Below are 12,215 nucleotides of genomic sequence, written 5' to 3'. Positions count from 1 at the left end.
GTGAGCAGGACGCGGGGAGCGTGTCAGCGACGGTGAGGAGCCTGTGATGTTCGTGGATCCACCCGCACCGCAGCCGATGCAGCCGGGGGAGACCCCGCCGGTCTCGTCCGGTGGCGGGCTGCCGTCCTCGGACACCACCACGTCGTGGGAGTTCAACCCCGACTACCAGCGGCTGGTCATGATGTGGAGGCAGGTGCTGCCCGAGCTCGACAGGCTGGCCGCCAGCCTGGACAAGGCGTACCGGCTCGCCAGGAGCAGGGACGTCTGGGACGCGCCGGTCTCGGGCCGCTACGTCGAGGACATGACGGAGTGGCGTACCCGCCTGGGGCTGTACCGGCAGGCGATCCTGACCTCGATCAGCGACCAGGCGGCCGACACGCCGAGGTGGATCCCGGCCGGGGCCGGGGCTCCGCACGCGTTCTCGTAGGCGCGGGACGCACCCGCGCCGCGCTCCGCCGCGGACTCAAGGCCCGCGCCCGCCGCGCCTCCCGATCCCCGCGGGACGCACCCGCACCACGCCGCGCGGCGACACGCCTTCCCCGGACAATGCGCCCCTGACCTGGGACATCCGAGGTGGCCGGGCTTACAGTGGGGGAGTCGTCATCTTCGGGATGCGGGATGTGAGTCATGGGCACAGAGCCGTACTACGGGCCGGATTTCGGCCTCCTGCAGCGGGAGGACCCGGAGATCGCGCAGGTGCTCCTCGACGAGCTCGACCGGCTCCGCGGGGGCCTCCAGCTGATCGCCAGCGAGAACTTCACCTCGCCCGCGGTGCTCGCCGCGCTCGGCTCGACGCTCACCAACAAGTACGCCGAGGGTTACCCCGGCAGGCGCTACTACGCCGGGTGCGAGGTCGTCGACCGGGCCGAGCGGCTCGCGATCGACCGGGCCAGGCGGTTGTTCGGCGCCGATCACGTGAACGTGCAGCCGCACTCCGGCGCCTCGGCGAACCTGGCGGCCTACGCGGCCCTGCTCCGGCCGGGGGACACCGCGCTGGCCATGGAGCTCTCGCACGGGGGTCACCTCACCCACGGGTCCAAGGTCAACTTCTCCGGCCGGTGGTTCGACGTGGTGGCCTACGGCGTGCGCCGGGACACCGAGCTGATCGACTACGACGAGGTCAGGGAGCTGGCGCTGCGCCACCGGCCCAAGATGATCATATGCGGTGCCACGGCCTACCCCCGGGAGATCGACTTCGCCGTGTTCCGGGGGATCGCCGACGAGGTGGGCGCCTGGCTGCTCGCCGACGTCGCGCACACCGTGGGCCTGATGGCCGGTGGCGTCCTGCCCTCGGCCGTGCCGTACGCGGACGTGGTGACCTTCACCACCCACAAGGCGCTGCGCGGCCCGAGGGGCGGCGGGATCATGTGCACGGAGGAGCTGGGGCCCAGGATCGACCGCGCGGTCTTCCCGTTCGTGCAGGGTGGCCCTTTGATGAACGCGGTGGCGGCCAAGGCGGTGGCGTTCGGCGAGGCACTGCGGCCGGAGTTCGCCCGGTACGCGCGGCAGGTGGTGGCGAACGCCCGGGTGCTGGCCGACGCGCTGGCCGCCGAGGGCATGCGGCCGGTCTCCGGGGGCACCGACAGCCACCTGGCGCTGATCGACCTGCGCGACGCCGGGATATCCGGCGCGACGGCCGAGGAGCGCTGCCAGGCCGCCGGGATCACCCTCAACCGCAACGCGATCCCCTACGACCCGGAACCGCCCACCGTGACCTCCGGGATCCGGGTCGGCACCCCCTGCGTCACCACGCAGGGGATGGGCGTCGAGGAGATGAAGGAGGTGGCCTCGATGGTGGCGCAGGTCGTCCGCAGCCCGGACGCGGTGGGCGAGATCCGGGAGCGCGTCGCCGCGCTGACGAGCGCCCACCGCATATATCCCAGCGAACTATGAGCTGTTCTGTGTCGTTTTCCGGTCACAGCGGGCCGGACTATCCGCGAAACTGGTCCTGTGCGCGAATACCTACTCATGGCATTGGTCGCGGCGGCGGTGACGTACCTCCTGGTCCCGCTGGTGCGCGCCTTCGCCATCCGCATCGGCGCGATGCCCGAGGTCCGCGATCGTGACGTGCACACCACGCCGACGCCCCGGCTGGGGGGCCTGGCGATGTACGGCGGCCTCGTCGCCGGCCTGCTGATCGCCACCGAGCTGCCCTACTCCGGGGGCAACCTGGCGGCCGTGGGCCAGGGCAACACGGCGATCGCGCTGATCGTCGCGGGAGGGCTGATCACGCTGACCGGCTTCCTGGACGACTGGCTGGGAATGGACGCCCTGGTCAAGCTCGCCGGGCAGATCGGCGCGGCCGGGGTGCTGGTGGCCTTCGGGGTCACCCTGCCGTGGCTGCCGTTCCCCACGTCGATGGGCGGGATCATCGTCCTGGACTCCATGCTGAGCCCCATCATCACGATCCTGATCGTGGTCGTCACCATCAACGCGGTGAACTTCGTCGACGGGCTGGACGGGCTGGCCGCGGGGATCATCGGTATCGCCGCCATGGCCACCTGGACCTACTCGGTGCAGCTGTCGAAGGAGTTCGGCGCCACCAGCATCAACGTCACGGCGCTGATCGCCTCGGTGCTCATCGGCGTCTGCCTGGGCTTCCTGCCGCACAACTTCCACCCGGCGAAGATCTTCATGGGGGACACCGGGGCGATGCTGATCGGCCTGGTGCTCGCCTCCACCATGATCACCATCACCCAGCTCGACTCCACCGGCATCAACAAGTTCCCGGTGATCCTGCCGGTGCTGGTGCCGGTCGCGATCCTGGTGCTCCCGCTGCTGGACCTGATCATGGCGGTGGTCAGGCGTACCTCCAACGGACTGTCGCCGTTCGCTCCCGACCGCGGTCACCTCCACCACCGCCTGCTGGACTTCGGCCACTCGCACCGCCGCAGCGTCCTGATCATGTACGCGTGGACGTTCCTGTTCGCCTTCTCGGTCGTGGGCCTGTCCATCGAGGGTGTCCCGCTGATCGTGTTCCCGGTGATCGTGCTGCTCGCGGTGGGCGTCCTGGTGATGATGGCCCTGCCGCGCCTGCGCGCCCGCCGCGACACCGGCGGGGAGGGCGGGGCCGGTGGCCGGGGTTCGCTCGGGGCGGTCCTGCCCTCCGGCGGGCCGCTTCCGCCCGCCGGTGGCCCGCTTCCGCCCGCCGACGGCCCGGGACGGCACGCCCGTCCGCAGACGCCGGCGGTGCCGCCGGTCCAGGCCCACCCCCACCCCTACCCGTCACGGCCGCCGGGTCCGCGCTCGGTCGCGGGCGACGACACCGCGCCGCTGGGCGTGCTGCCCGACCTGTCACTCACCGCTCCCCGCCAGGGCTTCTCAAACCCTGAGACGCCCCTGTGAGACGGCTCCGCCCGCTTCTTGATCGTTCACTTGAAACGGCAGGTAAAGGCGCTCTTCCCGGAGCTTGTGATAGCTTTCACTAGCAGGTCACCGGCGGTGCCGGACCTGCGAGGTAGCAATCGCTCGCTTGATAACAGTCACCGGGAGTGTCGATGCAGGCCAACGACATGCGTCTCCTCAAGGGAGCCGTGGTGCCCACGGTGCTCGTGGGTCTGGTCGTGATCGGCGTCGCGGCCCTCCTGGCCGGGTTCGAGGGGGCGCTCGGCGCCGCGATCGGGACGCTCGTCGTCTGCGTCTTCTTCGCCCTCGGCATCGTCGCGGTCTCCTACGCCGGCCGCGTCTCGCCGATGATGATGATGACCGCCGCGGTGCTGACGTACGCGGTGAAGATCATCATCGTGATGGCACTGCTCAAGACGTTCGAGGACGCCACCGCGTTCGAGCCCAAGGCGTTCGGCTGGGCCGTCATCGTGTGCACGATCGCCTGGACGGTGGGCGAGATGCGCGGCTTCATGAAGCTCAAGATGCTGTACGTCGACCCGGAGGCCCCCGTTCCGGGTCAGGGCGGGCCGCGATGAGGCGTATGATCTCGCTGGCGCCTCAGCTCCCACCCGATATGACTAGTCCTCACCACGGCTGCTATCGTCATGCCCGCGATGAGCGAAAAGAAAATCCGGCCCGAAGACGACGGCCGCGACTTCGCCAGCGCCGCATGGTCGATCCCCAGCTATCTCCTCTCCGGGATGATCCTTTACGGCGGTGCGGGCTGGTTGCTGTCCGAGTGGACAGGCGTGGTCGCCTTCACTCCGATTGGGCTGATCCTCGGGGTCGCTCTAGCCGTCTACCTGGTCTACCGGAAGTACGGTCGCTAGCCTTCGGCGGCGGTCGCTTCGCTGACGAAGCCATTTCGATCAACTACCACGCTGAAGGGAACGCCGCGTGAGCACGCTGACGCTCCTCGCTCCCGGGGACGAGTTCACGCCTCCGGGACTCGAACTCTTCGACGCCGCCCCGATCATCGCCGGTGTCTCCTGGTTCACGAAGCCGGTGCTGCTGGCCCTGCTGAGCACGGTCCTCGTCATCGGCTTCTGCTGGTCGGCCTTCGGCAACCCGAAGCTGGTGCCGCGGGGTGTGCAGAACGTCGGCGAGATGGGCTACATGTTCGTCCGCGACCAGGTCGCCCGGCCGTTCCTCGGCAAGGACGCCGACCGGTGGATGGGCCTGCTGCTCAGCATGTTCTTCATGGTCTGGGTGTGGAACCTGATGGGCGTCATCCCGGGCCTGCAGTTCCCGGTCGCCTCGCACATCGCCTTCCCGGTCGTGCTGGCGCTGAGCGTCTACTTCCTCAAGATCTACCTGGGCATCAAGCACCAGGGCGCCATCGGCTACTTCAAGAACATGATGTTCCCGCCGGGGCTGCCCAAGCCGATCTACGTGCTGCTGGCCCCGATCGAGTTCCTGTCCAACCTGATCATCGCGCCCTTCACGCACGCGGTGCGACTGTTCGCCAACATGTTCGCCGGTCACATCATCCTGGCCTTCTTCAGCCTCGTCGGCTTCTGGTTCCTCTTCGAGAAGCTCACCCCGCTGGGCGCCCCGCTCGGCGTGATCGGCGTGATCATGACGATCGCGATGACGGGCTTCGAGATGTTCATCCAGTTCCTGCAGGCGTTCCTCTTCGCGATGCTCGCCGCGATGTACATCGGCAACTCGCTCCACGCCGACCACTAGACGCACAGACCTCCCTCGAATATCCAGACCGGTGACCCTTCACCGGCCGACCTGTAAAGGAAACACACTCATGGGAATCCTCGCTGAGGTCACCGGCTCCCTCGGTTCCATCGGTTACGGCCTCGCCGCGATCGGCCCCGGCATCGGCGTCGGCATCATCTTCGGTCAGGGTGTGCAGGCCATCGCCCGCCAGCCCGAGGCCTACGGCCTGATCCGCCAGAACATGCTGCTCGGCTTCGTCCTCACCGAGGCGCTGGCCCTCATCGGCCTCGTCGCGCCGTTCATGTTCGGTCGCTAAACGCAGAAAACCTCTGACGGAAGGCTGCACAAATGATTCAGGCAGCTTCGCTCCTGGCAGCGGAGGAGGGGCAGAATCCCCTCATCCCGCACACCTACGAGCTTGTCGTCGGCGGCTTCGCCTTCTTCGTCGTCCTCTTCGTCGTCGGTCGGATCCTCACCCCGCGCATCCAGAAGACCCTGGCCGAGCGGACCGACGCGATCGAAGGCGGCATCAAGCGAGCCGAGGACGCTCAGGCCGAGGCCCAGGCGCTGCTCAAGCAGTACAAGGACCAGCTCGCCGAAGCCCGTCACGAGGCCTCGCGGCTTCGTGAGGAGGCCCGCGAGCAGGGCGCGCAGATCAAGGCCGAACTCCGCGAGGAGGCCCAGGCCGAGGCCCGCCGCCTGATCGAGGCCGCGCACCTGCAGATCGAGGCCGACCGTCAGCAGGCGTTCGCCCAGCTCCGCGCCGAGCTCGGCCGTCTCTCGATCGACCTGGCCGGCCGCATCGTCGGGGAGTCGCTGGAGGACGAGGCGCGCCAGCGCCGTACCGTCGACCGGTTCCTCGAGGAGCTCGAGTCGAGCAGCAGCAGCGCGGCGGTTCGCTGATGAGGGGTCTGAGCAGGGCCTCGCTGGCCGAGGTCGAGGAGCGCTTCAACGCGGTCGCGGGAAGCGCCGACCTCGGCACGCTGGCCGAGGAGCTGTTCTCGGTCGCCGACCTGTTCGACCGTGAGCACGGACTCCGCCGCAGCCTCTCCGACCCCGCGCGCCCCGCGGCGCAGAAGACGCAGATCGTGCGGGTGCTGCTGGAAGGCAAGATCAGCGAAGCCGCGCTGGAGACGGTCGTCGCGGCCGTGTCCGCGCGGTGGACCCGCTCGGTGGACCTGGCCGACTCTCTGGAGCGTCTCGGAGTCGTGGCGGCCTCGGCCGAGGCCGAGGCCCAGGGCAGGCTCGACGAGGTCGAGGACGAGCTGTTCCGGTTCGGGCGCATCGCCGCCTCGGACCTGGAGCTGCACCGCTCCCTGACCGCGCCGGCCGCGCCCGAGGGGGCCAAGCGGGAGCTCATCGGCTCCCTGCTGGCCGGCAAGGTGGCCCCCACCACCCTCCGCCTGGTGAACCAGATCGTGCTGCATCCGCGAGGACGTAGCCTGGATGTCGGGCTGGAGGAGTTCGGCAGGCTGGTCGCCGCCCAGCGGCAGCGTCTCGTCGCGGTGGTGCGCAGCGCCGTCGTGCTCTCGGAGGAACAGAAGAGGCGGCTGGCCACCTGGCTGCGCGCCTCGTACGGCCGCGACGTTCATCTGAACGTCGAGGTGGATCCGCGAGTGCTCGGAGGGTTCTCGGTGCGCATCGGGGACGACCTCATCGACACCACCATCGCGGGACGAATCGAAGAAGTCCGCCGCCGGTTGGCCGGCTAGGCGAATAGGGAGACTGAAGAGAGATGGCGGAGCTTACGATCCGACCGGACGAGATCCGGGACGCACTTGAGCGCTTCGTCCAGGCGTACGAGCCGGAAGGTGCCGCGCGCGAGGAGATCGGGACCGTCGTCGACTGCGGCGACGGCATCGCCCATGTCTCCGGCCTTCCCTCGGCGATGGCGAACGAGCTGCTCGAGTTCGAGGACGGCACGCGTGGCCTGGCGCTGAACCTGGACGTCAGGGAGATCGGCGTCGTCGTCCTGGGCGACTTCAGCAAGATCGAGGAGGGCCAGTCGGTCCGCCGGACGGGCGAGGTCCTGTCCGTGCCGGTCGGCGACGGCTTCCTCGGCCGCGTCGTCGACCCGCTGGGCGTGCCCATGGACGGCAAGGGCCCGATCGAGTCCGAGGGCATGCGAGCCCTCGAACTGCAGGCCCCCTCGGTGGTCCAGCGCCAGCCGGTGAAGGAGCCGCTGCAGACCGGCCTCAAGGCGATCGACGCCATGACGCCGATCGGCCGCGGCCAGCGCCAGCTGATCATCGGTGACCGTGGCACGGGCAAGACCGCCGTGGCCGTGGACACCATCCTCAACCAGCGGGAGAACTGGCTCTCCGGCGACCCGGACAAGCAGGTCCTGTGCGTCTACGTCGCCATCGGCCAGAAGGGCTCCACGATCGCCCAGGTCAGGGGCCGCCTGGAGGCGGCGGGCGCGATGGAGTACACCACCATCATCGCCGCCCCGGCCTCCGACCCGGCCGGCTACAAGTACCTCGCCCCCTACACCGGTTCGGCCATCGGCCAGCACTGGATGTACCAGGGCAAGCACGTCCTCATCGTCTTCGACGACCTGACCAAGCAGGCCGACGCCTACCGCGCCGTCTCCCTGCTGCTGCGCCGCCCGCCGGGCCGTGAGGCCTTCCCCGGCGACGTCTTCTACTTGCACTCCCGCCTGCTGGAGCGCTGCGCGAAGCTGTCGAAGGACATGGGCGGTGGCTCGATGACCGGTCTGCCGATCATCGAGACCAAGGGCAACGACGTCTCGGCCTTCATCCCCACCAACGTCATCTCCATCACCGACGGCCAGTGCTTCCTGGAGACCGACCTGTTCAACGCGGGTGTGCGCCCGGCGATCAACGTCGGTGTCTCCGTCTCCCGGGTCGGTGGCTCCGCGCAGGTCAAGGCCATGCGCAAGGTCGCCGGTACGCTCCGGCTCTCGCTGTCGCAGTTCCGTGACCTGGAGGCCTTCGCCTCCTTCGCCTCCGACCTGGACGCGGCCTCCCGCGCCCAGCTGGAGCGCGGCCAGCGTCTGGTCGAGCTGCTCAAGCAGGCCCAGTACAGCCCGTTCCCGGTGGAGAAGCAGGTCGTCTCGGTCTGGGCCGGCACCACCGGCGAGCTCGACGACGTCCCGGTCGAGGACATCCGCCGCTTCGAGGCGGAGTTCCTGGACCACCTCGGCCGCGAGAACAAGGGCATCTTCGACAGCATCCGGGAGACCCGGGAGCTGTCCGACGACACGGTGACGGCCCTCAAGGACGCCATCACCGAGTTCAAGAAGGGCTTCGAGACCTCCTCGGGCGAGCACCTGGTCAACGACGAGCCGGTCGCCGCGCTCGGCGAGGGCGAGGTCGGCCAGGAGAGGATCACCAAGCAGGTCCGCACGGGCGAGACGAAGTAGCCGATGGGTGCCCAGCTAAGGCTGCTCCGCAGGCGGATCAAGTCGGTCAGGTCCACGGCGAAGATCACGCGTGCCCAGGAGCTCATCGCCTCGTCGCGCATCATCAAGGCGCAGCAGCGGATGCAGGCGGCCGTCCCGTACGAGCGGGAGATCACCCGCGCCGTCACGGGCGTCGTCAGCAACACCTCCAGCGTCGACCACCCGCTGACCCTGGTGAAGGAGCAGGCCACCAGGGCCGCGGTGCTCATCGTCACCAGCGACCGCGGGTTCGCCGGCGGCTTCAACGCGAACATCCTGCGCGAGGCCGAGGCGCTGGGCAACCTGCTCAAGGGCAGGGGCGTCACGCCGACGCCCTTCGTGGTGGGCCGCAAGGGCATCACGTGGCACACCTTCCGTGGCCGCGAGATGGGCGGGCACTGGGACGGGTTCTCCGACAACCCCTCCTACGCCGACGCGAAGAGGATCGCCGAGACGCTGATCCAGGCGTTCTCGGCGGAGGACGGGGTGGACGAGATCCACATCGTCTCCACGGAGTTCGTCTCGATGCTGACGCAGGAGGTCGTGGTCAAGCGGATCCTTCCCCTGGCGGTCGAGGAGACCCCGGAGAAGCCCGACACGCCGTTGCCGTACTTCGAGTTCGAGCCCACCGCCGGAGAGGTGCTGGACTCGCTGCTGCCGAGGTACGTGGAGTCGCGCATCTTCAGCGCGCTGCTCCAGTCGGCGGCCTCCGAGCACGCCGCCCGCCGCCGGGCCATGAAGTCGGCGACGGACAACGCCAACGAGCTCATCCGCGTGTTCACCCAGCAGATGAACCAGGCCCGCCAGGCCGAGATCACCCAGGAAATCAGCGAGATCGTCGGTGGCGCGAACGCGCTGGCTGACGCCGCAGCGGGGAAAGAGTGAAATGACCGCACAGACTGTTGAGACCGGCGTGGGACGCGTCGCGCGGGTCACCGGTCCCGTCGTCGACGTGGAGTTCCCCGTCGAGGCGATGCCCGAGATCTACAACGCCCTCACCGTGGAGGTCGCCCTTCAGGGGCAGACCCGCCTTCTGACCCTCGAGGTCGCCCAGCACCTGGGTGACAACCTCGTCCGGGCCATCTCCATGCAGCCCACCGACGGCCTCACCCGTGGCGCCCCGGTGACCGACACCGGCGCGGCCATCTCGGTCCCCGTCGGCGACGTCGTCAAGGGCCACGTGTGGAGCACCCTGGGCGAGTCCCTGGACGTCGAGACCTCCTCGCTCCAGATCACCGAGCGCTGGGGCATCCACCGCCCCTCGCCCTCCTTCGACACCCTCGAGTCGCGGACCGAGATGCTGACCACCGGCATCAAGGTCATCGACCTGCTCACCCCGTACGTGCAGGGCGGCAAGATCGGCCTGTTCGGCGGTGCGGGCGTGGGCAAGACCGTCCTGATCCAGGAGATGATCCGCCGGGTCGCCCGCAACTTCGGTGGCACCTCGGTGTTCGCCGGCGTCGGCGAGCGCACCCGCGAGGGCAACGACCTGTGGCTGGAGATGGAGGAGGCGGACGTCCTCAAGGACACCGCCCTCGTCTTCGGCCAGATGGACGAGCCCCCGGGCACCCGTCTGCGGGTCGCGCTCTCCGCGCTCACGATGGCGGAGTACTTCCGCGACGTGCAGAAGCAGGACGTGCTGCTGTTCATCGACAACATCTTCCGGTTCACCCAGGCCGGCTCCGAGGTCTCCACCCTGCTCGGCCGCATGCCGTCCGCGGTGGGCTACCAGCCGACCCTGGCCGACGAGATGGGTGTTCTCCAGGAGCGCATCACCTCGACCCGCGGTCACTCGATCACCTCGATGCAGGCGATCTACGTCCCCGCGGACGACATCACCGACCCGGCCCCGCACAACGCGTTCGCGCACCTCGACGCGCAGACCGTGCTCTCGCGGCCGATCTCGGAGAAGGGCATCTACCCCGCGGTGGACCCGCTCGACTCCACCTCGCGGATCCTCGACCCGCTGATCGTCGGCGAGGAGCACTACCGCGTGGCCCAGGAGACCAAGCGGATCCTGCAGAAGTACAAGGAACTGCAGGACATCATCGCGATCCTCGGTATCGACGAGCTCTCCGAGGAGGACAAGGTCACGGTCAACCGGGCCCGCCGCATCGAGCGCTTCCTGTCGCACCCGATGTACGCCGCCGAGGCGTTCACCGGCCAGCCCGGGGAGAACGTGCCGCTGGACGAGACCATCGCCTCGTTCAAGGGTCTGTGCGCCGGTGAGTACGACCACCTGCCCGAGCAGGCGTTCTTCATGGTGGGCGGCATCGACCAGGCCGTCGCCAAGGCCAAGGAACTCGCCCGCTAGTCGCCTTCGGCACCGGTGCGGTCTCGGCCGCACCGGTGCCTGGTTCGATAAGGAACTGGAGAGAACGTGGCGAAGCTGCGAGTAGGCGTCGTCTCGCCGGAACGGGAGATCTGGTCCGGCGAGGCCGACATGGTCATCGCCAAGACCGTCGACGGCGAGATCGGTATCATGCCCAGACACGCGCCCGTGATCGGCGTTCTCGTCGAGGGCGGCCTGCTGAGGGTCAAGCGGGGCGACGGCGAGTCGGATCTGGTCGCCGCCGTCCACGGAGGCTTCCTCTCGGTGGCCGACGACGAGGTGTCGATCCTGGCGGAGCTAGCCGAACTCGGCTCCGAGGTCGACGTCGCGCGGGCCAAGAGCGCGCTGGAGCGGGCTCAGTCCTCGGTCGAGTCCGGCCAGGAAGAAGAGGACGCGACCGCCGGAGCCAAGCGCGCCAGGGCCAGGTTGCGCGCGGCCGGGGAAGAAGTCGGATAAATTCTGCTTCTTAGCGGTACGGGTTCTTGGGGGCGAGCAGACATGGTGATAACGGACGTACTCATCGTGGTGGGGTTGCTCGCCGCCCTCGTCGCCCTGCTGGCACTGCGCGTGCTCGTCCTGACCCGCTCGCGAGGATCGGTGCTGTGTTGTCTCCGCTCCCTGTCCAAGGAGCGAGGGTGGCGGGTCGGTGTGGCCCGCTACGCCGACGGGCACCTGAACTGGATCCCGCTCATAGGTCTGCTGCCAAGGCCGCGCCACGTCATCGTGAGGCGCGGCCTTGTCGTTTCCGGGCGTCGCAAGGTCGGGCCCGGGGAGTTCTACGGGTTCATCGAGGGCGTGACCGCGATCGAGTGCCGCAGCGGGGACAGCGCCTACGAGCTCGCCATGGGGTACCGGGCCCTGACGGGTTTCGTCGCCTGGCTGGAGTCCGCCCCGCCCAGCGCCTACCTCGACGTGGCCTGAGCGGCACTCCCTCCGCCAGGACGCCGGGACGGGCCGTGGCGGGCCCCAGGATCGCCCTCAGCGGGTTCCGCCGGGCTTCCAGAGGATCTCCTCACCCCCGGCCGCCACGCGGCAGAGAATGAACATCAGGTCGCTGAAGCCGGTTGAGGTACGTGGCGGTCAGCGGGTTGACGTCGTCGTGGGCCTCCAGCGCCGACCAGACGGTCCGCTCGGCCCGCCCGGACCACGGTCCCTGGCCACGTGCAGCGCGGCCACCGCCGTGGGGCCACCGGGCAGGATGAAGCGTGCGCAGCGACGGTGAGGCGCTCGTTGAACTCGTCGCAGCGCGCCTCCAGCCACTCGACGTAGGAGGGCTCGACGCGCAGCGGCGGGAACTCGGGGTTCTCCACGACCGGGGAGCACAGGTCGGCCCGACGTCGAACAGCTCGTTCTGGATCCGGACCAGGACGGCGGTGACGTCCCGGCCAGGGAGCCCGCGGACAGGGCCACGCCGATCGCCGC

At 69.1% G+C, this 12,215-nt stretch carries 15 protein-coding genes; 14 read left to right on the top strand and 1 reads right to left on the bottom strand.

Features of this window, described 5'->3' with window-relative positions; translation table 11 throughout:
• The first annotated feature begins 46 nt into the window (after positions 1 to 46).
• The 14 genes from ABD832_RS04320 (at position 47) to ABD832_RS04255 (ending at position 11,714) form a co-directional block, all read left to right on the top strand.
• Positions 47 to 427 carry a hypothetical protein gene (locus tag ABD832_RS04320; protein WP_344888643.1) on the top strand — a complete coding sequence of 127 codons (381 nt, stop codon included), beginning with the start codon at positions 47 to 49 and terminating at the stop codon, positions 425 to 427.
• A gap of 200 nt (positions 428 to 627) precedes the next feature.
• Positions 628 to 1,893 (top strand): serine hydroxymethyltransferase, encoded by a 1,266-nt coding sequence (locus tag ABD832_RS04315; RefSeq protein ID WP_344888640.1) that lies wholly within the window; start codon positions 628 to 630, stop codon positions 1,891 to 1,893.
• 57 nt (positions 1,894 to 1,950) lie between these two features.
• Complete coding sequence (locus ABD832_RS04310) at positions 1,951 to 3,345, top strand: glycosyltransferase family 4 protein (protein ID WP_344888637.1); 1,395 nt, start codon at positions 1,951 to 1,953, stop codon at positions 3,343 to 3,345.
• Positions 3,346 to 3,497: 152 nt separating this feature from the next.
• On the top strand, positions 3,498 to 3,923 hold the full coding sequence (locus tag ABD832_RS04305) for a Cg1360 family ATP-synthase-associated protein (protein WP_344888634.1): 426 nt from the start codon (positions 3,498 to 3,500) through the stop codon (positions 3,921 to 3,923).
• A 78-nt stretch (positions 3,924 to 4,001) separates the two neighbouring features.
• Entirely contained in the window at positions 4,002 to 4,217 is a 216-nt protein-coding gene (locus ABD832_RS04300) for an AtpZ/AtpI family protein (protein WP_344888631.1), read from the top strand.
• Between the two features lie 67 nt (positions 4,218 to 4,284).
• Positions 4,285 to 5,076 (top strand): F0F1 ATP synthase subunit A, encoded by a 792-nt coding sequence (gene atpB / locus ABD832_RS04295; RefSeq protein WP_344888628.1) that lies wholly within the window; start codon positions 4,285 to 4,287, stop codon positions 5,074 to 5,076.
• A 70-nt stretch (positions 5,077 to 5,146) separates the two neighbouring features.
• Positions 5,147 to 5,374: an ATP synthase F0 subunit C gene (gene atpE / locus ABD832_RS04290; RefSeq protein ID WP_068921643.1), complete on the top strand. Its 228-nt coding sequence runs from the start codon at positions 5,147 to 5,149 to the stop codon at positions 5,372 to 5,374.
• Between the two features lie 32 nt (positions 5,375 to 5,406).
• A complete protein-coding gene (locus ABD832_RS04285) occupies positions 5,407 to 5,961 on the top strand; it encodes a F0F1 ATP synthase subunit B (protein ID WP_344888621.1) in 555 nt (184 codons plus the stop codon).
• Positions 5,961 to 6,770 carry a F0F1 ATP synthase subunit delta gene (locus ABD832_RS04280; protein ID WP_344888618.1) on the top strand — a complete coding sequence of 270 codons (810 nt, stop codon included), beginning with the start codon at positions 5,961 to 5,963 and terminating at the stop codon, positions 6,768 to 6,770. The genes ABD832_RS04285 and ABD832_RS04280 overlap by 1 nt, the downstream gene beginning before the upstream one ends.
• A gap of 23 nt (positions 6,771 to 6,793) precedes the next feature.
• Positions 6,794 to 8,443, top strand: coding sequence for a F0F1 ATP synthase subunit alpha (gene atpA / locus ABD832_RS04275; protein ID WP_344888615.1), 1,650 nt, complete (start codon positions 6,794 to 6,796; stop codon positions 8,441 to 8,443).
• Between the two features lie 3 nt (positions 8,444 to 8,446).
• Positions 8,447 to 9,346, top strand: a complete 900-nt coding sequence (locus ABD832_RS04270) for a F0F1 ATP synthase subunit gamma (protein ID WP_344888612.1) — start codon at positions 8,447 to 8,449, stop codon at positions 9,344 to 9,346.
• A gap of 1 nt (position 9,347) precedes the next feature.
• On the top strand, positions 9,348 to 10,775 hold the full coding sequence (atpD, locus tag ABD832_RS04265; protein ID WP_344888609.1) for a F0F1 ATP synthase subunit beta: 1,428 nt from the start codon (positions 9,348 to 9,350) through the stop codon (positions 10,773 to 10,775).
• A 66-nt stretch (positions 10,776 to 10,841) separates the two neighbouring features.
• On the top strand, positions 10,842 to 11,249 hold the full coding sequence (locus tag ABD832_RS04260) for a F0F1 ATP synthase subunit epsilon (RefSeq protein WP_344888606.1): 408 nt from the start codon (positions 10,842 to 10,844) through the stop codon (positions 11,247 to 11,249).
• Positions 11,250 to 11,291: 42 nt separating this feature from the next.
• Positions 11,292 to 11,714 carry a DUF2550 domain-containing protein gene (locus ABD832_RS04255; protein WP_344888603.1) on the top strand — a complete coding sequence of 141 codons (423 nt, stop codon included), beginning with the start codon at positions 11,292 to 11,294 and terminating at the stop codon, positions 11,712 to 11,714.
• Between the two features lie 91 nt (positions 11,715 to 11,805).
• Here the strand turns inward: ABD832_RS04255 and ABD832_RS04250 are convergent, their stop codons facing one another.
• The gene (locus tag ABD832_RS04250) at positions 11,806 to 12,138 is read right to left on the bottom strand and encodes a hypothetical protein (RefSeq protein WP_425582576.1); all 333 of its coding nucleotides are present in this window, start codon (positions 12,136 to 12,138) and stop codon (positions 11,806 to 11,808) included.
• Positions 12,139 to 12,215 lie beyond the last annotated feature (77 nt).

The organism is Streptosporangium longisporum, assembly GCF_039534895.1.
Lineage (GTDB): Bacteria > Actinomycetota > Actinomycetes > Streptosporangiales > Streptosporangiaceae > Streptosporangium > Streptosporangium longisporum.
Note: the sequence above shows the minus strand (reverse complement) of the source record. Positions and strands in the feature narration are given on the sequence as shown.

What these genes read in the sequence shown, in the direction of transcription:
- ABD832_RS04320 (WP_344888643.1), top strand. Translation starts at nt 47, where the DNA reads ATGTTCGTGGATCCACCCGCACCGCAGCCGATGCAGCCGGGGGAGACC.
- ABD832_RS04315 (WP_344888640.1), top strand. Translation starts at nt 628, where the DNA reads ATGGGCACAGAGCCGTACTACGGGCCGGATTTCGGCCTCCTGCAGCGG.
- ABD832_RS04305 (WP_344888634.1), top strand. Translation starts at nt 3,498, where the DNA reads ATGCAGGCCAACGACATGCGTCTCCTCAAGGGAGCCGTGGTGCCCACG.
- ABD832_RS04300 (WP_344888631.1), top strand. Translation starts at nt 4,002, where the DNA reads ATGAGCGAAAAGAAAATCCGGCCCGAAGACGACGGCCGCGACTTCGCC.
- atpE (WP_068921643.1), top strand. Translation starts at nt 5,147, where the DNA reads ATGGGAATCCTCGCTGAGGTCACCGGCTCCCTCGGTTCCATCGGTTAC.
- ABD832_RS04285 (WP_344888621.1), top strand. Translation starts at nt 5,407, where the DNA reads ATGATTCAGGCAGCTTCGCTCCTGGCAGCGGAGGAGGGGCAGAATCCC.
- ABD832_RS04280 (WP_344888618.1), top strand. Translation starts at nt 5,961, where the DNA reads ATGAGGGGTCTGAGCAGGGCCTCGCTGGCCGAGGTCGAGGAGCGCTTC.
- atpA (WP_344888615.1), top strand. Translation starts at nt 6,794, where the DNA reads ATGGCGGAGCTTACGATCCGACCGGACGAGATCCGGGACGCACTTGAG.
- ABD832_RS04270 (WP_344888612.1), top strand. Translation starts at nt 8,447, where the DNA reads ATGGGTGCCCAGCTAAGGCTGCTCCGCAGGCGGATCAAGTCGGTCAGG.
- atpD (WP_344888609.1), top strand. Translation starts at nt 9,348, where the DNA reads ATGACCGCACAGACTGTTGAGACCGGCGTGGGACGCGTCGCGCGGGTC.
- ABD832_RS04255 (WP_344888603.1), top strand. Translation starts at nt 11,292, where the DNA reads ATGGTGATAACGGACGTACTCATCGTGGTGGGGTTGCTCGCCGCCCTC.